This window comes from Vibrio sp. TBV020 (genome assembly GCF_046056895.1).
Classification (GTDB): domain Bacteria; phylum Pseudomonadota; class Gammaproteobacteria; order Enterobacterales; family Vibrionaceae; genus Vibrio.
Window position 1 is genome coordinate 812,238 of record NZ_JBEEAQ010000001.1, and the last position, 20,546, is coordinate 832,783.

The following is a 20,546-nucleotide window of genomic DNA, read 5'->3' on the forward strand; positions in this document are numbered from 1 at the left end:
TTCTCTTCCTAAGCTTGCACAATTTGCTTGTTCACACGCGCATTTTTACGTGGTTGTGGATTCTCTTTATAAGCCAAGCGGTATAAGGCTGGCATAACAAACAACGAAAGGACTGTTGCAGCAGCCAACCCACCGATGATGGTTGCTGCCATTTGGTCAAACAAAAGGTCGCTCAGAAGAGGGATCATGCCAAGAGCCGTGGTCAAAGCGCCCATTGAGATTGCCATAGTACGATTGATGGTCGCCTCTTTGATCGCATCAGAAAGGGCTTTTCCGTTAGCGCGTTCTAATTCAATTTGATCCATTAATACAATGCCATTTTTAATGATCATCCCCATTAGTGTGATAGCGCCAATCAACGCCATAAAACCAAAAGGTTTGTCGAACGCCAGTAGTGCAAACGTAGCCCCTGTAGCTGCAAGGGGTATCGTCGATAGAATGATCACTGGTTGCTTAAAGGCATTAAACATAGCGACTAAGATAATCACCATAATCAACATCGCTTTAGGCAATTGTTTTAAGATGTCTGAAACCGCTTTGTGTTCATCGTAGTATTCCCCGCCCCACTCCATTGAATAACCCGGCGGCAACTCGATGGCTTCAATTTGATCTTTGATGGCATTACGTACCCGCGCAGATGTCGTTTCTCGGCTTACACCAGCTTGAGCAGTAATGGTTTTCACGCGGTCACGTCGCCAGATCATGCTCTCTTCAACAGAGAGTTCGAAACCATCAACAACTTGGCCCAGCGGAACAGTATGCATACCCAATAGAGATTTCACTGGTAGTGTTTCTAACGATGCCATGGTTTTCTCAGATCCGCGCAATTGAATCGGGATCAGTTCATCGTTGAGGTTCATTTGTCCAAGCGGCATACCATCAGAGGCACGTTTCATAGCGAATGCAATGTCTGCACGATTAATGCCCGCTCGACGCGCTTTATCTTGGTTGATGATTGGGTTAAGCGTTTTACTTTGCTGACGCCAATCATCCCGAACGTATTTTGAATCTGGATGAGATGCCATAATCGACTTTGCTTGCTCAGCCAGTTGATGCAATACCTCTTCATCCGGGCCTGAGAAACGCGCCTCAACCGAATACTTATCTGTTGTCGCTAGTTTAAGCGATCTAAAACGAGGCTCTGCATCGGGAAATTCTGCTTGAATCCACTTATCGCCGCGAGCGACTAAACTGGAAATAGCATGATAATCAGTGGTGTTAATCAAGATTTGACCATAAGCAGGGTCAAGAGGCTCTGGCTCTACCGTGACCGAGAAGCGCGGCACACTTGCCCCAACCGAAGCAGAAATGGACACCACTTCAGGCTGTTCAAGTAACCAATCTTCCATCTTTTTCATGTCAGCTGAGGTTTGCTCAACTTTCGCCCCATTAGGTAACCAGTAATCAAAGAAGACTATTGGGCGATCAGACTGAGGAATAAAGTTGATGGAGATGTACGGTACCGCAAACCCCGTAACAATGAGCAATGGAATCAAGCCACATAGTGCTTTAGCTGGGTTATCAACCGTCCAGCTCACCCATTGCTTGTATCTCACCATCTTGTTGCCTAAATCCCCTTTGCTCGGTTTGATAAACAACCAACACATTAAGGTGGTAAAAGTCATCGCAACCAACCACGATAACAATAAGGAAGAGGCGATGATGTAAAAGACAGAACCCGCAAACTCTGCAGCATCTGTTTTTGAAAACAACACTGGGCTTGCACCCATGATAGCGATAATGGTTGCGCCAAGTAGTGGAATAGCCGTCTCTTTGACAGACTCCAGTGCCGCTTCCGTCCGTTCAATCCCTTTGTTCAGCTTGGCAATCATCATATCGGTGATCACAATGGCATTATCAACCAGCATACCTAATGCCAAAATGAATGTGCCGAGTGAAACTCGGTGCAAATCAATACTCATCACATTCATGTAAATAAGCGTCAACAAGATGGTCAATAACAAGCTACCACCTACGATGGTTGCACTCTTGAATCCCATAAAAACAAGTAATACAACAAAGACGATGCCGACACTTTCAAGTAGATTACCCACGAAATCATCTATCGACTTTTGTACTTCATCTGGCTGATATGCGACTGTCGAAATTTCAACACCGAGTGGTAAACTTGCTTGGTATTCATCAATGATTGTTCGAATCGTATCACCCAATGACACCACGTTAATGCCTTGCACTGGACTAACCGCAAGCGTGACAGATTGCTCACCATTGTAACGGTTCTCAGTTAACGCTGGGGTTTGATAGCCCATTGAAACATCAGCTATATCACCTAAACGAATCAGACCAGTTCCTAGCTCACTCACACCGCCTTTAATGACGAGGTTACGTACGTCATCAAGCGACTGGAACTCACTGCTTTGCGCAATACGGATACGCTCTCTTCCCGCATCAAACTTACCCGCTTCGAACGTCATGTTTCGGCTATTAAGCTGATTCCAGACTTGAACGGTAGATAAGCCATATTGTGCCAATCGTTCATCAGGCATATCGATGTAAACGACACGCGGTTGGACCCCATGCAATTCCACTTTCTTAATGCCCTTCACCGTCTTGATACGTCGTTGCAGTTCTTCTGCATAGCGGCGCAGTTCTTCTGGTTTAGCATCATTTCCGTGAATAGCGAACAGCATGCCATAGACCTCTGAAAACTCATCCTGCACTATGCTAAGTTGAGCCGTCGAAGGAAGCTGAAGCTTAACGTCATCGACTTTGCGGCGTAGTAGATCCCATTGTTGTGGTAACTCTTTTGAGTTAAGGCTCTCTTTGAGATCAACAAATACCATCGACATACCAGGACGAGACAGCGAACGTAAGCGATTAAGCTCTCCCATCTCTTGCAACTTAGTTTCTATAGTGTCAGTAACTTGGGCTTCCACTTCTTGTGCAGATGCGCCCGGATAAAGCGTGACTACCACTGCTGTTTTTACCGTAAAGCTTGGGTCTTCTAGCTTGCCTAAATCAAAGTAGGAATACAGACCCGCAATAATGCTGAGTACAGTGAAAAACAGCACAAAGGTGCGTTGGCGAATCGCAAATTCTGCAAGTTTAATCATGATTCGTCCCTATTGCAGTCGCACAACGAGTTTGTCAGCACGATCGCCATCGGCAAGGTAATGGCTACCACTGACCACCACATAATCGCCCCCATGCATCTCCCCCATCACGCACGCTTGGTAAGCGTCTAGAGATTGCAGCTCAACCGGAGTTCTAACCACTTGGTGCTTTCGAATGAGGTTCACGTGCATATTTTGCTTTTCGCCGACAATCGCAGAATAAGGTACGCAGAAGGCATCTTGCTCAGATGTTAAGTGAGTAGTAAGCGAGACCGATTTACCAGGAAACAGTTGCTTACTGGTTGAATCTATACGATAGGTGACGGTATAGGTCTGTTTGATCAAATGCGGTAATGGAGCAATTTCTGTCACTTGAGCGTTCAAAACTGTTTTCGACTGATACCAAGAGACCGCGCCTTTTTGCCCTACTTCAAACGCCTCAATCATATTCTCTGGAACGTCCACTTCCACTTCAAGAAGTAAGTTATCTTGCAGTGTTGCTACCGCTATGCCCGGTAGCACTTGCTCATGCGTGTCAAAATCCACACTACCAATCACGCCATCGAATGGTGCTCTCAGTTGAGTGTAATTCAGCGTATCTTTTGCACGTTGAATGTTCTTATCGACCACTTTTATCGCCGAGAGGCTTCGCTCATAGCCGCTAATGGCGCGGTCAAGATTGACACTTGCAATTGCATCATCCTGTGTTGCTTGCTTAACACGTTTTAGCTCCGCCTTAGCCAACTTATGCGCCGATTCAGCCTCTAATTTTCGGGCTTGTAACTCTTCAAGTGTGACCTGATAGTCATGAGGGTCGAGCTCTGCAATTAGGTCTCCCTTTTCAACGCTTTGGCCTTTTTTTACGTAGATTTGCGTGATGGTTCCCGGAACACGAAAAGCAAGGCCAGCAGTTTCTTGAGAATGCACAACGCCACTAAAATGTTTCGCACTTTGCGATTGAGTATCTGCAAGTTCGATAACTTGAATCGTTTTTTGACTGAGCTGTGGCTGTTCGACCACTTGCGCTTGATTACAACCAGTTAGGCCAAGCGCCATACCGACAGCAATGCCGAGAGAATTGAGTCTGTTCATAATAGATAGCTCCATATTGTTAGCGCTATTCTATAATTGAACACCGTTCAAATAATCGGGCTATCACATGACTGACTGTCATGAAAATTGAGACAATACGTCTAATTTAGCCGATTTTTGGAATCTCTTGTAATAGATAGTCGATCAATAATCGACTCACATGACTGAGTGTTTTTGGTTGAGGGTAAAGTAAATATCCATGCTCAGATTTGGTTTTAGATTCAGGCAAAATATGAATCAGTTCACCACTTGCTAGCTGGCTCTGCACCAATATTTTAGGCAGGAAGCAAATACCTCGTGCAGCAATAGAGGCATCTTTTAAAAACGCGACACTGTTAGCAACTAACTTAGATTCGACCTTTATCGTTTGCTGTGAGAAATGCCAAAACTGATCAACTTCTCCTGTCGGCCAACGAAAACACAAAGCTTGGTGCTGCGTGAGTTGTTCGACACAAGTTGGAGCGCCATACTTTTCTAAGTAATTGGGTGAAACAACCAAGCAGCGGTCTAATAGCAATACTTTGCGAGCAACCAAATCCGAATCCATCAGTTCTCCGCCATGAAACGCAACATCCAATCCTTGCTGATACATATCGATAAAACCGTTTTGGATAACACGGACATCGAGTTCAACATCTGGATAGCGATCAAGAAACTCAAACAATATTGGCTGCAGCAAATCATGAGTTTCAGGCAGAATCCCTAATTTCACCTTGCCTTTTACGACACCACTATCATGCTTGATTGCTTGCCCTGCGCTATCGAACATTTCCAGCGCTTTAATCAACTCTTGGTAATAGATTTCACCTTGGTTAGTGAGAGAAAGGCTGCGAGTCGTGCGGTGGAACAATGAAGTGTTTAGGCTCGATTCAAGTTCATTAATTCTGCGGCTCACATTGGCACGAGGCAAATCCAGTGCGTTGGCCGCAGCCGTAAAACTTCCGAGCTCCACCACTTTCACAAACAACTTTAAGTCTTCAATTTTCACACGTACTCTCCTTTTTGCTCGGACACTTTACGCAATGCACGCTGTAGTAGCTTTAGCCAATATCAAACTTTATTGACTCAGACTTAGGTTTACCAGCTAGTTCAATGCGACCGTTCTTAGATATTCACTTGGTGTTAGTCCGAACTTATCCCGAAATCGTTGGCTAAAACGTCCTTCAGACTGATAACCACAAGAAAGGGCAAGTGAAGCCACATTACGTTCACCACTTTGCATTAGTGAGAGTGCATGACCAAATCGCACTTCAGCAAGAACTTCTTTGTATTGAGTTCCTTCTCGTTTGAGTTTACGAATCAGTGTTGCGCGGCTCATTGCAAATCGCTGTGCAACATCATCAAGAGCGTGTTTTTTTCCTGGGTTACGGGAGAGATAGCGGCTCAATGTATGGGTAAACGTGGTATTCGAGTTAGCAAACAGTTGATGCAACATCCCTTGTTCGGCCAATTGCTGATAAAGCCCCATCACCCAAAACGTTTGAGTCTCAGCACTCATTAAATCTTGGTCGAACGAAAACAATGCGTTCAAGGTATCCTCAAGCATCTTGTTTGAATCAATCACAATGTCGTGCCTAGCCAACGAGGAACGTTCTTTGCTCAATTCAAGCATCGTATTGCTTGGCATACATTGAAAAGAAAACACCCGTGAAAGAAATCGCCCTTTGTGGGGCAAGTTTTCAAAACTTAACGACGCAGAAGCTTCGCACAGCAGGAGCTGAGAGTTGGAAAGATCCAATGTCGAATCTCTCCAAAACAGACGCTTACTGCCCAAAACTATTTGAATAATGGTTGGCGAATGAACCCTCACGTTTCTCAACTTCTGAAGTTGATCGGCTCTGAAGGTAGTGACGTGATACTGACGGTTCATTACTTTCCTCGGTGCATTCGGTTAACGTGTGTAAGTAGTGGTGAGTGTTACCTTATCTAACGCCATACTATTCAAGGTAAAACCTACCACTGCAGAAGGAGTATTTTGCTCTATATCGAGCTTGCTAGTAGGTAATGCCCAAACCGTAAACTGGTAACGATGCATTCCATCTCCTTTCGGCGGACATGCCCCACCAAAGCCAACCGAACCATAATCAATACGTGTTTCCATACCGCCAAGCTTGGTGATATCCGCATCACGCGGTAATTCATTTACTGACGCAGGAATATTTAGCGCAACCCAATGCCAAAAACCACTTTCAGTCGGCGCATCTGGATCATAAACCGTAACGGCAAAACTCTTAGTACCATCTGGCGCGTTTTTCCATTGCAATTGAGGTGATTGATTGTCTCCATCACACCCCCATCCACTGTATTCAAAAGCTTTCGCCATCGGATGCCCTTCTTGAAGGTCGTTACTCGATAACTCAAATGCGCTAACAGAACTGGCAAACACAAGGCTCAGTGCTAAAACAGATTGGTTTAGTGCTTTCATAATGGTGATCCTTCTTGTTAAGTTCGGAACCCAGTGTATGCCTTTCGCACATCCTCAACTTATCATTAAGTATCACATCAAGCCTCAAATTCTTTCATTTTGATACTTATCGATCATCCAATAGTTTCAGAACCAAACACCCTGCGCAAAGTGTATCATTCCCCTAAAGCTCCTTTTACTCAAGTAATTGGTGTCTAGTCAATGAGCAGATTAAGTGCGAATAAGCTGAGTGTAATAAGCACAGCATAATTTGAACTGATAAGTTTTGTTATGTTATAACATATCTATAGTTTGTTTTTTTGGTGTGACCCGTCACGCTACTTTCAATAACTCTGGAGTTTATACGTGACTGCTTTAGCCGAATCTTTTGATGTACAAATAGTCGATGAAACGAGTTCTAGTATTGGATCAGAACCAACTGTACTGAGCAATATTTATCAATCCGAAACCAATATCGCCGTCTGGCAACGCGATTTTGAATCAGACACAGTCAATGCAATCTCTCTGTTCATCACAGAGAATCCACAGCTCAGCAAATCCCTTACACTGTCTCCAGAAAACGCTTTCGAATCTTTAGACTATACATTTGACGGGAAAGCCCCTGTCTCTCTGCTTCTAGACATTGCCCAACTTGTCGATATGTTTTGCTGCCTATTTGATCTAGACAGTGCGGGAGTCAGACTAGCAACTCTTAGTGGCGCAATGTGTCCTCGTTTTCATGTTGATCATGTTCCATGCCGATTAGTCACTACCTACCAAGGTATCGCAACACAATGGCTACCAAACTCTGTGGTGGATCGTTCCAAACTCGGCAGAGGAAGCAACGGTCTGCCAGATTCGTCGTCTGGCTTATACAAGCAATACTCAGATATTGAACAACTAACTAGCGGAGACGTCGCACTTTTGAAAGGCACCCGCTGGGAAGGAAATGAAGAAAATGGATTGGTCCATCGCTCACCTGATGGTATAGCAGATCAACCGAGGTTGCTCCTGACGATGGACTTTGGATAGTCCCGTTGTTGTGTCACTTTTGGGGACAGTGTAGCCTCGGCTAGGCCCTTGGTATATCGGGAGAAACTCTTTTCTCCCGACTGCACAGCTACAAAAATTTACTCAGTAACTAACAAGCTGGGCCTTGATTGTCCCTTACACTACTCACATCAGGGAGTTCACCCATTGTCCACCACCTAGCTTGGTACTTAACTCCTTGATAAATAACAATGTCACCACCCGTATAAGCACGTTGGCTAGACCAAGGTAAGCTTACATCACTGACCAATTCCCAAGCAAAACTTTGATCCGGCTGGTTGTTACGAGTCCAGTATTTTGCTTTCCAAACAAAGCCTTTATAACTGACGGTATTGCCTCCAACATATGTTTGGCTAGAAGACCACTGAGGGTAGCTGCCCGCATTGAGGTCATTGACATCACAGCTACCTGTTACCCCTTTCACGTTCATACGTGTCGCCGCCTGAGATTGAGCGCCATGAGGAGCATCATATTGTTTGAAAGTAGTCTTCGTGATATTTCGTATCCTTCATAAAAACGAAACGGTCTCTTGGAGCCGTTAACATGCCTAGAGCCATTATTAATAGTTGGTCTATAGGTTTCGGTGAGTGACTCGTAGTCCACGTTTAAATACAAAGATTGCTGGTTTATTTAACAACGATATTCAATGTTGAATCTTGGTAGGGGTTACTCAGCCCTGAAAAAAAGATGTTGTTGCGCCAAAGGACCTTATCTTCGCGCTTTGCTTCCACTCGGACAAAATACTTTGCGCCTTCATCCAATTGACTGGTGTTGTACTCCAAGACAAAACGAGCCAAGAAACCGGTCTCGTAACTGGCTTTTGTTGTTGTGGTCGCGACGATTTTGGACTCTCCACTCGAGCTAAATTCTTCCAGCGTCACACTCACAGGAACCTCGACAAACTCAAGTTCAGGAGTACCTGGTTTGAGCCAACCTTGAATTGAGACTGGATTATTTGGGGGAGGTGAGCTGGCTTCTTGCTCTACTACCGACACTTGTGGGGTCGGAGAGGCTGACGGCATAGGGGTTGAACTATCACACCCTGCTAGCGCTAATAACGGTAGAAGAAAAACCCACCGTTGGGGGATGGTGATCATGAAATTACTCCTGTAGTAAGGGGGAGAAAATCTCCCCCTTGTTTTACGGCTTAGATAGACATTAACTTACGTTAGTGAAGATGCCAGATACTGAGCTGCTGTTTCCACCATACGGTACTGACGTTCCCATCGCTTGAGCAACGGTTGCCCAAATACGCTGTTGATCAACCTGGCGCCCTGCTGCCCAATGGTTTCGATCCCCTTGAGAAGTAATGTTCAAGTAACGACCTTGTCCATCCCCACTCTTCAGCAATCCAGAAGCACCGCCAACAAATAACATCGGTTGGTTGTACTGGTGCTCAGGAGCGCCATCTGACATTTCAGAAGTAATCACCACGAGTGTGTGATCCAACAGTGAGTCTGAAGGGACATCAGGATCCGCATGGCGAGACAGTTCATCCAAGAACAGCTTCGCCTGACGTGCATACCATTTACGGCTATCTTTCCACTCCTGTTCACTTTTATAACGGTGTGCAAGATCGTGTGGGTTAGCACGTAAGCTCGCATCTTTGATCACCACTTGGTCAGCAGAGCGGCCGACTTGCACTGTTGCCACTCGTGACACACCACAACTCAGTGCTGTTGCGACGACTTGGTGGTGGCTTGATTGAACTTGGTTTCGAAAATCGGCCGACATCATCGGATGATTACTCGGCATGACAGGGGAACACTCCGCCGTAATAGGTATCGTCGCATCCATATCAGCAACCACTTGCTCCATCGAATCCAAATGGGTATCCAGTTTTTGTCGCTCACTGCCAGATAGCTTCGAACGCAGCGTCTGAATGTCTTGGTTAATTGGATCAAATAAATGGGTACCGTTATTGTTTTGAGCCGTGCGCGCTTTTGCTCCACTGTAGTTTGTGCCGAAAATGTTTTCGAACAACAGTGTCGGATTACCTTGAGGCGTGCGCTTATTCTTACCATCCCAAGACACATACCAATTCACGCTATCTGTCGCATGAGGACCAGCGAAAATAGCTCGCTGAGAAGGGTCTGTTCCCGGCATAACTCGACCTAACAAGACATCGATAGACGACTGGCTCTTGTTTCGGTCACGCAGTACTTCAGTCCAACCATTATGACCCGCGTTACCCTGACCTAACATGATTCCTTGCAGGTACAAAGAGCGATTTTTATACGCGGCAAGCTCTTGGCTTACTTCATTGAGCGTAAACTGCGTGGTATCAGTCGCGTTCGCCTGTGCGGTCTTTGGGAACCATAAGCCCTTATTGAATTGACCGTTAAAGCTATCGGTCGCAAAACCATCTGGCACCACAAAAAATACCACTTTAGTTTTTGCTTGACCTGTTGTTCCTGCATGAGCAATGCGGGTAAGCCCGGGCAATGACATGGGTGCTAAAACGCCAGCCCCTGCCGCTGCTTTTAGAAAACGTCTACGACTTTTTAGAAAAGACATTAGTTACTCTCCTTTTTGAATTTGAACATTTGCGACGTTGCTAGGGTTTCCAGCATTTCTGAAATCGAACCGCTCTTCTCAAGCTGCTTGGTCATGTCTTGAATACCTGCACTTGAATTAACATTTGCTTCTTGTCCCATGGCATAACGGAAGTAGCTGTCCGCTAGACACTGAAGGACAGTTGCGTTGGTAGGGAAGTGGGCAGAAATATCGCGCACATTATTGAACTCAAGCATCACATGAGAACCCGAGTTATCCACCAATGGACCTGACGCATCAATTGGCAAAGTAACACTTGGATCGTTGTATGCTGGTTCGGTCGTTCTCCATTCACCTGTCTGGCTGTAGTTCTCCATAGAAGCGCCGGTGTCATTCATAAACTCATGACACTGCCAGCACTGTCCAGCAGAGGCATCTTGACCATTAATGGTGTCCCAGCGCTCACGAGTGGTGATTGGTGATTCCGGTAGCTCGATTGAGTCTGGATCAACATCAACAGGGACACCTATGGTGCGACATAGTAGGTTCTGCCGGATCATCAGGCCACGCTTCACTAATGAGGTTGCCGCATAATCTGAGTTCACAACATGTGTGAGACCTTGTTGTAGTAGACCACCACGCTGTCCGTTATCGACCACGACTTTTTGGAACTCTTCGCCTGTAACACCACTAATTCCGTAGTGCTTAGCCAATGCCCCATTAACGAAAGTGAAGTTCGGGTTAAATAGCTCTGCAACAGTTCCTTCCCCTTCAGTTAAGAAGTAACGGATGAACTCCGCTTGTTCTTGCACCATAGCGTTAACCACTTCAGTCGTTAGACCTGGTTTTTCAGGTAGCTCTTGAACTTGGGTATGAATGTAGTAACCAATAAAATCGGTAAAGCGCGCAATGCCTCTCGGGCTAGTCAGCATGCTTGCGACTTCTGCGGCCACTTGTTCGTTGGTCTCTAATTCCCCACGAGATGCTTTCGCTAACAAAGACTCACTTGGCGTTGTACCAAGGAAGCTGTATGAAAGCGCGGTAGCAACTTCGTACTGACTTAGCTCATAAACGTGAGCTTCATCTGTCAAAGTACCTAGCTCTGAGCGGTATAAGAAATTCGGCGACAACAGCATTGACGCAACCAAGTCTCTCGCTCCATATTGCCCAAGGAAAGAGTTAAATCTTGATTGCTCGTCAGTGGTTAATGGTCGGCGGTATATTTTCTGACCCAGTTTAGAAATGAACTGTGCTTTGTTAACATTCTCACTGTAGCCAATGGACGCTAAGTCAATACGGCTCGCGATATCAACTGCCACCGAGTGGTACTGCTTCATGTCCTCAGTTAGGATGACACCCTGACTAGATTGGCCAGCGAACTTAAATTCACGTTCATATTTGTCTTTTGGCAGTTTTTGCTTATCAACGGTGATGGCAAATAGATCTTGAATGGTATTCGCATACTCAAGGTTGGTCAGTAGTCTAACCTGTCGTTCACCATAAGACTCAGTTTGACCAAGGTACTCACTCCACACATCATCAAACAAGTGGTCTGCAATTTCTTGCGCACAGGTTAGATCACAGTGACCCGCCACCGGCATCGACATAATTTTATCGATAAGAGCATCGTACCCTGCATTGTTCCACGCGTTTGCCTTATTCGCATTATCGAAGAACTCTGTTGAGTGACACGCATTACAGTTCTGCGCGATAAGATCTTCGCCAGAGTTAAAACCAATAAACTCCACATCTAAGTTATGCTCTAGGCTGGATTCATTAATCGCCACATTGAGCTTAGATGGCTGAGGGAAGTAGTTCTTTAGATATGGGAAACGAACTTCGTACGTACCATAGTCTAAAGTCTCTTCTAATGACGCTCCCCAAGCAACTTCACGCTCAAACGTTTCGTTTTGCGCTTTATCGATAAAGGTGAGGCGTAAGCTAGATTCAGCAGCATTCGCAGGTTTCGCTGGTGCAGTAAACTTAACGACACCCACCAAATCTTTCGGCTTTTCAACATACTTCAGCTCAATCGTAGCTGTTGGAGCACTATTAGAGATCGTGATCGAATGAATACGTTGCTCTGGGATGAACTCACCAACATCATTTAAACGAACTTGATAAGTACCGTTTTCCAAACCATCAATGTTCATAGAAGGTGCATTCCACGCGACATGGAACTTACTTTCATGACCATTCGGATGAATCAGGGCACCACTAACCAACTCTTCACTTAGGCTACTATCCGGTGCTTCAGTGGTTGTGAACGTGATCTGCTTCTGGTTTGCTCCTGTTGCATCATAAGAAACGCGGTAAATGACACTCGCCTTATCATCTGATACCAACATTGAGCCATCGTTCAACTCTAAGAACTCGACTGGACGGCCAATACATGCGTCCGTTAAACACGCGTAAGATTCGACCGCTTGACGATCTCTCATCCAACCTGTCACTAATGGACGCTCATGGATCACATCGGTACCATTTTGAATAGTCACCATGCGGAGCTCTAACCCCGGGTGTTCTGGTTTACTGTTACCGTGAGTCGCGTAAACAAGGTGCTGGATATTGTCTGACTGTGAGTAAGCGTTCCAGAACTTCACCCCTAGTGGAGCACTGTTGGTGAACACATCAAACTCTGCGCCTACATAGTCTGTTGGTTTAACCACGTCATAATCGATCTGAGGCAAAATCGCTTTTGGCGGGATGATTGGGTAGCCGTCGCTGCCTTCACCACCAAGGAGTAGGTCTTGCCAATTCGCCATCTCATGATCCGTCAGGCCACGCGTGTCTTTACCGAAGAAAATTGGCGCACCAAAGTTTTGATTACCTGGGTTTGAGATACGGTTAATCTCGTCTGGGTTATCAAACTGCTGGCGGTTGTTGTCACTGAACCAGATTTCGCCCGTTTTAGGGTGCCAGTCAAAGCCCACTGAGTTACGAATACCATTGGCTTGGATTTCGTACTCACCCGTTTCTAAGTCAATTGCGAAAATTGTTCCGTAAAGCTCTTCTTCTGGTGTGGTACAAATGTTACATGGTAGACCAGCTGCGGTATAAAGCTTCTTGTCTGTCGGGTCGACCGTATTGAACTTGAGTGGATGTTTTTGGTGCTGCATCCGAGTCCACCACTGCGTTGTTGGGATCGGCGTTTTGGTACCGTCAGCAGGATAAGTGAAGATCTTTTCAGCTACAGGACGTGACTTAAAAGTCTCATTGATATTTTCAATCTTGTACAGAGCACCTACTGTGCTGTAGTAGAGATTACCATCGCGATACGCCACACCATGAGGCTCTTCGCCTTCCGCCACGACATAAGTACCGATTGGCTGTTTCGTTTGAGGATCAAGCTGAACAGCGTAAATAGTGCCGCCTAGAGGTTCGCTATCCAACATAATTGAAGAGGAACCAACGAAGATCATGTTGTCACCCATCGCCATTGAGCGAGGTTGATAAATCCCTTCTAAATAGGTTTCAACTTTCACCCCACCTAATGGGAACAGGGCTTCGGTAGCAATCGGCGCTCGGTATAAAGCATCGATATCAATTTGGCGCTCTTCAGCTTTAGCAAAATTCACCAGCCAAGGGGAAAAACGGGCAACGTAACCACTGAAACCATCAAGGTTCAATTGATACAAACAGTCTTCACCTAAACCATCGATATTGACGGTTTCGCCCCATGTTCCTTCAATCTTGGTGGTGGTGCCGTCTGTTGGACAATAAAGAGAACCAGTCAAAACTTGGTCTTGTAGCTCAGCAGGAGGATTTAAGAGGTCTTTATGGTCAAAACTTGGAAAAGTAATAGCTAAACGATTGCCTTCAAACGCTTGCTCAACATTGAGTGCAACATTTTCTGAACGTGTTTGCGCTCCTTTATCATCAGTAGCAACGGCGAATAATTGATAATCACCTTCACTCAGCCCTTGGTGACTTAGTGTAAATGGAGCCTGACTCGAAGTACCCGCTAAAATGCCATCAATGTAGTACTCTACCTTTGCAACTTGACCATCTTCATCGCTGGTATTAGCGCTCAACACAAAAGCTGAATTCGCTGTCACATTAGGTTGTACGACTGAGATAGAAGGCGCGACGTTTGGCTCCGCATCACAAGCCCCTTCAACGTCCCATGCATCCGTCCAGAAATTGCTACCGTTCCATGCAACGCCTGGCTCATAGGGTGCTTGTCCACACCAACCAAACTGTTTACATACGTAGATGGAACCATTGTTCTGTACCTTGTCACCAAACACATAATTACCGCCATTCTGGTACTGAGGTACATCACAGCTTCCACCGGAGCTCTCTCCACCAGACAAGGATTTTGCAGTGATATTGATTTCTGACGTACGTGTTGTATTGCCTGCAGCGTCAATAGCTTCAGCTACGATAGCTGTTTTACCTTCTTGCGCGATTACAACAGCGGTATATGGCGCATTTTTCTTCGTCGCAAGTAAATCGCCATTTGCATAGAAACGCACCTCAGTTAGATCGCCGTCTACATCCGAAGCCTGTGCAGTCACTACGATTGATTCGCCTGATAGAGTGTTTACATGAGACTGTGGTGAAACAATACTGATGACTGGAGGTGTGGTTTCAACAACTGGAACCTTCACTTTAAACACTTGAGGTGGCGACTCCGTTCGGTTTCCTGCGATGTCATAAGCCGCTGTATGGAATGTATAAATACCTTCACTTGCTGGCGTAAATTGGAAATCGAATGGTGGCTGTGTTTTTGTCGCTAACTTTTGTCCATCTACATAAAACTCTACGCCAGCGAGATCATTATCTACGTCACTAGCATCGGCAATGACATTCAAAGAATCACCTAGTTGTAGCTCGACTTCACCTGTTGGTTGAGTAATACCAACTTCAGGTGCAGTGCCCTTGCTTGGTTCCACAGTAACCGTGCGAGTAACACTTTGTGTGACATTCCCTTTAGAGTCGTACGCTTTTACATAAACAGAGTGCGTTCCTACCCCTAGATCGGCAAGATTAAATTCGTATGGCAACGCTTTATCATCAGAGACTTGACGATCATTAACAAAGAACTTAACACCAGCCAAGTCGCCATCAACATCGGAAGCTTGCGCAGTTAGCGTCAAAAGCTGGCCTTCTACGATTGAGATATTTGAACTAGGGCGAGATAAAGTAACGCTAGGCGCGTTATTGGGCTCAACCACACTATCATCACCCGAAAAGCGAAAAGAAGCTTCAATTAACGCGCTGTCCAACGTTCCACCATAGCCAAATGTCATCGAAACAGACTCACCAGGCTTCAGCAAACGAGATGTACCGTTATACGCCGCAAATCCCAAAGTATTGGTGAACATATCACCATTCGCCTGTGAAGAACGCAGAGTCACACTAGCTCCACTCAATCCCCATGGGGCGCTATACATAGGAGATGGTGTATCAAAACGAAACTCGTTCTTATGCAGTTCAATTGCACTGCTACCATTGTTTTTAAAGGTAATTTGGTAATTATTCCAATGTGGCGAAGGCGACGCGGGTTGAACCAACTCCCCCACCATTCCGCCATTTAAATTCACACTAGCAGCAACATCCGTAGCTAGAATTGACATTGGCAGTGTTAATAGAACACGGTTTTTCAACATTTTTCTCCTAAATAATGTTTTCATTTCTTTTTCAAAGTAATAACAATCAGCCTTGGTAACAACGCCCATTTATTAAGTAAATTAAAAACAGGAAACGCCCTACAAACAAACCCAGACAGAAAATCAATAACTAAAACCAATAAGAGCACTTGCACTTATATAAGCAGCAAGGTAAGAGCACAGAGACAAATAACACTGAGATTGAGGAAATATAATTATCATCAAGTAATAAATTACTTATATTCCTCAACGAAAAACGTGGTTGATAAGCGGCGAAATATTAGACAGCAATGCGCTTTTTACAGGTGGGACACTGCGCCACTGATTCTTGTAAAACCCTTCAACTTCCTTGTAACACAAAGGGCAGCAATGTCGCTTTGCAGTAAAGTGGGCCTTAGGGGTTTGTAGAAAAGAGTGTTGATGCTTACGACAGACAATAGTTACGGGTGTGCGACTATTGATATATTCGACTTGACTATAATCATATTTCATACCCCAACGCTTAGTCGCTTTAGATATAAAACTTCTAGTATCATCTTTGGGAATTGGCATGTTAATCTCTAGTTGCTTAATGGCTGAGTTTAAATAAAGAAAAGCAAGCCCCCAATCATGAGAGATATCATATATTCACCTATCAATAACGATTAAGGCTGTGAGCTTTCTTTGTCATCTACGTCTTATTATTACAACGAAATATTAACAAGGTTTTTGTCGCCATTTATATAAGGCAGGTCCTTATAGTTAATAAGGATAGGTAACCAATTACTGAAGGATTAATCCTACAAGAAGGGTTTGAAGTATAAAAAACGCCTAACATGTATAAACCATGCTAGGCGCCAATGTTCTTTATTGGTTTAATATTCAAAACTCTTTATTGAAATAACGACTCGGCGATTTTTCGCTCTTCCCTGCGGAGAATCGTTACTCACAAGTGGTGCGAGTTCTCCTTGGCCTTCATACTGAATCTGTTTTTGAGGAACGCCTAAATCGAGCAGCTTATTTGATACAAACTGTGCGCGCTTAACCGATAAAGATTGGTTGTACTTTTCAGGGCCTGTAGAGTCAGTGTGACCAACAACTTCAACATTAGCTTGCGGATACTGGATAAGAATATCAGCGATAGAACCAAGATTGACTTCAGTTTCGGCTGAATCGAAGTTGAAGCTTGAAGAGATCATAAATGGTGAGAACCGCTGCGTTGCCGGAGCCACATCAGAGCTCTTCACTGGCTCATTCCCACTGGTGTGAGACACTCCTTCTTGTATCCGCTTCTCCTCATATGGCTCAGCGGTAACCATACCATGACTAGAACTATTAGGATGGCTAAAAGTATATGTAATACCTAGGAGCAATGCATTGCTGTCATATTCACCGGTTGTGTATACATCACCAATCGAAGGAATGTATTGGTACCCAGCCGACATAGTCAGGCTTGGGGCTACTTGATAACTCACTCCAGCTTCAGCTAAAGGTGAGAAACCGCTGCTTTCTTTGTAATCAGAAGCTTGGGTTCTCTCCATTTGCCAATAAGTAGCACCAGCACGAGCGTAGATACTGAGTGAGTCTTGTAAATACCAATCATAGCGAATCGCACTTTCTAAAAGTTGGGTACTGATGTCAGCATCGGCAGGCCCAAACTCTAATCGTGGTTGATTCTGATAACCAAGGTCCCAAGACCAAGATTGAGATAGCTTCAACCCTCCATATATACCCCAAACCGGGCTACCACTGTTATTCTGGTCAAAATCATCATCATAAGACAGCTGAAAGCCACCCTTTATGCCAATAAATGGAGCCGGCGTACTTGATGCCCAAGCTGCATTTGTAGTGGATATCACTATTGCAGCCAACACTATATTCACTTTCATTTCTCTACTCGCTCAAAACATTCATGAGTCTGTCGTCAGTATGTGAATAAGAACTTTTCTTAACGTGCATCATCACAGCCGACGTCAAACAGGAAAAGGGGGTGGATTATATAAGTTTGCAGGCTAGGATGAGTGACTAAGGGCCATCAAGATTGAAATCCTCCTTAGCTTACTAGGTTAGTAGATTAATCCTACAAGTGAGCTGGGGGGAGCTTAGTTTGATATATACAGTGAGTGATCTTGTGACTCTATAGTGACTCCTATCAGGCATAAAACATCATCAAGAATAGCCACATTGAATCAATTCATTGCACAACCATATGCAAACCAAATTCCTACAGTAAAAACAAGAACTTACTTACATCAGTTTTATAAAACAATGATAGCCAGTAACTCAAGCTTGCAACATGATAGTAAGCTTAGATAAAGACAATTTATCTTCATAAACAATAAGTTCAGTAGACGCAATTCATAGCCAGGTCACCTCCATGCCCAAAGACAAAGAGAAAAAAATAGCTAATGTGATTAACAATATGCTTAAGTTTAATGCTGAGCCCACGTCAGCATGTGTCAGACAGCGGCTCGAGTTCCTTGGTATAGAAAAGTCCGACATAAATCATCACATCAGATTACTTTATCAAGAAGGGAAAATAAGCGACTTAGCCCAAATTGAAAGAGATACCGAAAAATACTTACGGGCATTTCATGGGCGAAAACGAGCTGAGGAGCAATTACTTGCCAGCCAATACAATACTGAACAAATCAGCCTAGTTTTGGATTCTCTTTATAGCAACATTGACGAGTTTAACTTGGCATTAAACTGTAAAGTAGAGAAGTTTGGGACTGGTCTACCACAAAGCGACGAACAGCGCTCTCAAATCGTCTTTTACTTGCAAAGACAAGGGCACAAACTCCCTATCGTTTTGCAGTTACTCAAAGAAGAGTAACCTCATTAGCCCATACCAAGGCTAATGCGCATTTATAGCGAGTTAGCCGTATGGCTGGTGAGATAATGCTGACGAATTAACGGATTTGATAACATAGTATAAGGAGGAAACAAATAAAACCGAGCCAGTAAGTCCAACGTCGGGTGATGATGAGCAAAAATTGACTCCCCTCCATACAGCTCTAACAAGTTGTTGACCAGTTCAGTATGAGATTTCATTAAGGAATAGTAGCTACACAAACTTTCATCTTCTAGGTGACGCTCATACAATAAAGACATCAATTCACTCAAGAAATTAGACTCTGGCACCACAGCACATGAATGTAACTTTATGTGTTCATGCGGTACAACAGACAAAGCATTTTGTACCTGATCATAATAGGGCTTATCTTTACCAATGATATTCTTAGGCACAAATGCTGACATTAAATGCCCATCACCTGACCATCGTACTCTAAAACAGCCCAATCTAAATTTGGATACAAGCTCTTCTGCTGAATAGTTTTCACATAGGTACTCAAAGTCATCATGAATAACATGGTTGTGATTCATTAATTGATGTTTAACTAAAGTCTGTAACTGCTCTGGCCTTGTAAGGCGAGTTATTGAACGGGAAGAAAAGTATGTAAAAGTAAACGGTCTAGGATACAGTTTTTCTAATATGAGCTTCTCTTTGTTTTTCTTTGCAAGGTTTTCCTTGAACTCCACATCAATAATTTCACCAACCATCCCGATTTCGATTAGCGAAACAACTTTTCTTTCATTTGAGGGGATTGATGCACTATTTTTCCACCTAGAGAGAGAAATACTCATCTATGATTATTACTCTTTTTCACATCAAACTAGCTTTATGATAGAGAGTAAATGAGAATTCAAGCTAGATCCACTTGGCGATTGTACCTATGTTGTCACTGTATGTTTTCTCGATAAGAAAATTGGTCATAAATGAATAAGGTTCGAATAGTTGATAGTTACATGGTTGGCCACTTTTAGTAAATGTTGGTAACGATTTAGAACCATATAAGTTAAATAACTTTTTCCATAACGGGTTATGTGTTTGAGATAACATTGGACTTTTTAACCATTTAGAGTCAGAAAAGTTTCGAGAGCATACATACGCGAAACTCAACTTCATAAAGTCAAAATCCGTCACAACACTGCTAGAAATGACATTTACATTTTTCATAGTAAATTCTTGACTTATCAAAGCACGAAAATAGTCTCCGTTTGGAACATTTCTAGCAATCAGTTCTATAGGAACTGTTGCAATCAAAACATGGTTTATCAAAATACCATCATAATAAAGTGCGATTAGTTCCAATCCAAATAAATCGATCATTTCCTCTAACGAGTGTTTATTAAGTAGCCATGAATAATCATCACCAACGTGATGTGTGTGCCTATAAATGCGGCCATCTTGGAAAGCACTTGTTATCTCATCAATGCTTTTTAAAACTCGGAAATGACTTTGGCTAAAGTAAGTTTTTAACCCTTCATTATGGAAAATTTTCTCCATCAGCTCATCATAGACTTTTGCTTTTGCTTTGTTTATCGAAGGGATAATTGCATCATACGATTTAACCGAGTCCAAGATGTCTAACATTGCAACCTGTTTTATGGGGCTAGGAAGTACATTGCCACTTTCCCACCTAGAGTAAGTCGTTGTATCAATTGATTGAAACTGACGATTTTTTTCAGACAATAACGTGCAAACTTCAATTTGCTTCATATTTTTTGATAGTCGAACATTTCTAATTTTATCTGAAAACTTATTCACCTTTACCCCTTAGAAGTATTCGTTCATATTGGGATAATTTCATATACTAAGGTTCTAAATTTATTTACCTCTCCAATTAGTACTATCTCCCTCATCTAAATCAGACCAAAGATTAAAAATTAAACACATCTTATCTAATAAACAAAAGATTGAACCTCACCATTCACAATGAACGATTAAAAATAACAAATAATTGGTGAATAGACAGTTTCCACAGCCACAAC

At 43.7% G+C, this 20,546-nt stretch carries 14 protein-coding genes; 2 read left to right on the plus strand and 12 right to left on the minus strand.

Going from position 1 to position 20,546, the window contains the following annotated elements:
• Positions 1–8: 8 nt before the first annotated feature.
• From AAFX28_RS03450 to AAFX28_RS03470, 5 genes are all read right to left on the minus strand, one after another.
• Positions 9–3,074, minus strand: coding sequence for an efflux RND transporter permease subunit (locus AAFX28_RS03450; RefSeq protein WP_408685650.1), 3,066 nt, complete (start codon positions 3,072–3,074; stop codon positions 9–11).
• A 9-nt stretch (positions 3,075–3,083) separates the two neighbouring features.
• On the minus strand, positions 3,084–4,166 hold the full coding sequence (locus AAFX28_RS03455) for an efflux RND transporter periplasmic adaptor subunit (protein ID WP_408685652.1): 1,083 nt from the start codon (positions 4,164–4,166) through the stop codon (positions 3,084–3,086).
• A 106-nt stretch (positions 4,167–4,272) separates the two neighbouring features.
• Positions 4,273–5,154, minus strand: coding sequence for a LysR family transcriptional regulator (locus AAFX28_RS03460; protein ID WP_408685654.1), 882 nt, complete (start codon positions 5,152–5,154; stop codon positions 4,273–4,275).
• Positions 5,155–5,250: 96 nt separating this feature from the next.
• Positions 5,251–6,036, minus strand: coding sequence for a helix-turn-helix transcriptional regulator (locus tag AAFX28_RS03465; protein WP_408685655.1), 786 nt, complete (start codon positions 6,034–6,036; stop codon positions 5,251–5,253).
• A gap of 21 nt (positions 6,037–6,057) precedes the next feature.
• Entirely contained in the window at positions 6,058–6,591 is a 534-nt protein-coding gene (locus AAFX28_RS03470) for a YbhB/YbcL family Raf kinase inhibitor-like protein (RefSeq protein WP_408685657.1), read from the minus strand.
• 345 nt (positions 6,592–6,936) lie between these two features.
• On the opposite strand from AAFX28_RS03470, the gene AAFX28_RS03475 reads away from it, so the two are divergent.
• A complete protein-coding gene (locus AAFX28_RS03475; protein ID WP_408685659.1) occupies positions 6,937–7,602 on the plus strand; it encodes a DUF1826 domain-containing protein in 666 nt (221 codons plus the stop codon).
• A 109-nt stretch (positions 7,603–7,711) separates the two neighbouring features.
• Here AAFX28_RS03475 and AAFX28_RS03480 read toward each other — a convergent pair whose 3' ends face one another.
• The 5 genes from AAFX28_RS03480 to AAFX28_RS03500 all read right to left on the minus strand — a co-directional run bounded on the left by AAFX28_RS03480 (position 7,712) and on the right by AAFX28_RS03500 (position 17,599).
• Positions 7,712–8,050, minus strand: coding sequence for a carbohydrate-binding protein (locus AAFX28_RS03480; protein ID WP_408685661.1), 339 nt, complete (start codon positions 8,048–8,050; stop codon positions 7,712–7,714).
• Positions 8,051–8,246: 196 nt separating this feature from the next.
• Complete coding sequence (locus tag AAFX28_RS03485) at positions 8,247–8,717, minus strand: hypothetical protein (RefSeq protein WP_408685663.1); 471 nt, start codon at positions 8,715–8,717, stop codon at positions 8,247–8,249.
• 61 nt (positions 8,718–8,778) lie between these two features.
• Positions 8,779–10,137 (minus strand): DUF1552 domain-containing protein, encoded by a 1,359-nt coding sequence (locus tag AAFX28_RS03490; protein WP_408685665.1) that lies wholly within the window; start codon positions 10,135–10,137, stop codon positions 8,779–8,781.
• Positions 10,137–15,731, minus strand: coding sequence for an Ig-like domain-containing protein (locus AAFX28_RS03495; protein WP_408685666.1), 5,595 nt, complete (start codon positions 15,729–15,731; stop codon positions 10,137–10,139). Before AAFX28_RS03495 ends, AAFX28_RS03490 begins: the two co-directional genes overlap by 1 nt.
• Positions 15,732–16,585: 854 nt before the next feature.
• On the minus strand, positions 16,586–17,599 hold the full coding sequence (locus tag AAFX28_RS03500; RefSeq protein WP_408685668.1) for an OmpA family protein: 1,014 nt from the start codon (positions 17,597–17,599) through the stop codon (positions 16,586–16,588).
• Between the two features lie 488 nt (positions 17,600–18,087).
• On the opposite strand from AAFX28_RS03500, the gene AAFX28_RS03505 reads away from it, so the two are divergent.
• Positions 18,088–18,546, plus strand: a complete 459-nt coding sequence (locus AAFX28_RS03505) for a hypothetical protein (RefSeq protein WP_408685669.1) — start codon at positions 18,088–18,090, stop codon at positions 18,544–18,546.
• A gap of 32 nt (positions 18,547–18,578) precedes the next feature.
• Here AAFX28_RS03505 and AAFX28_RS03510 read toward each other — a convergent pair whose 3' ends face one another.
• Entirely contained in the window at positions 18,579–19,358 is a 780-nt protein-coding gene (locus AAFX28_RS03510; protein ID WP_408685671.1) for a hypothetical protein, read from the minus strand.
• Positions 19,359–19,422: 64 nt separating this feature from the next.
• Entirely contained in the window at positions 19,423–20,322 is a 900-nt protein-coding gene (locus AAFX28_RS03515) for a helix-turn-helix domain-containing protein (RefSeq protein WP_408685673.1), read from the minus strand.
• Between the last annotated feature and the right edge of the window lie 224 nt (positions 20,323–20,546).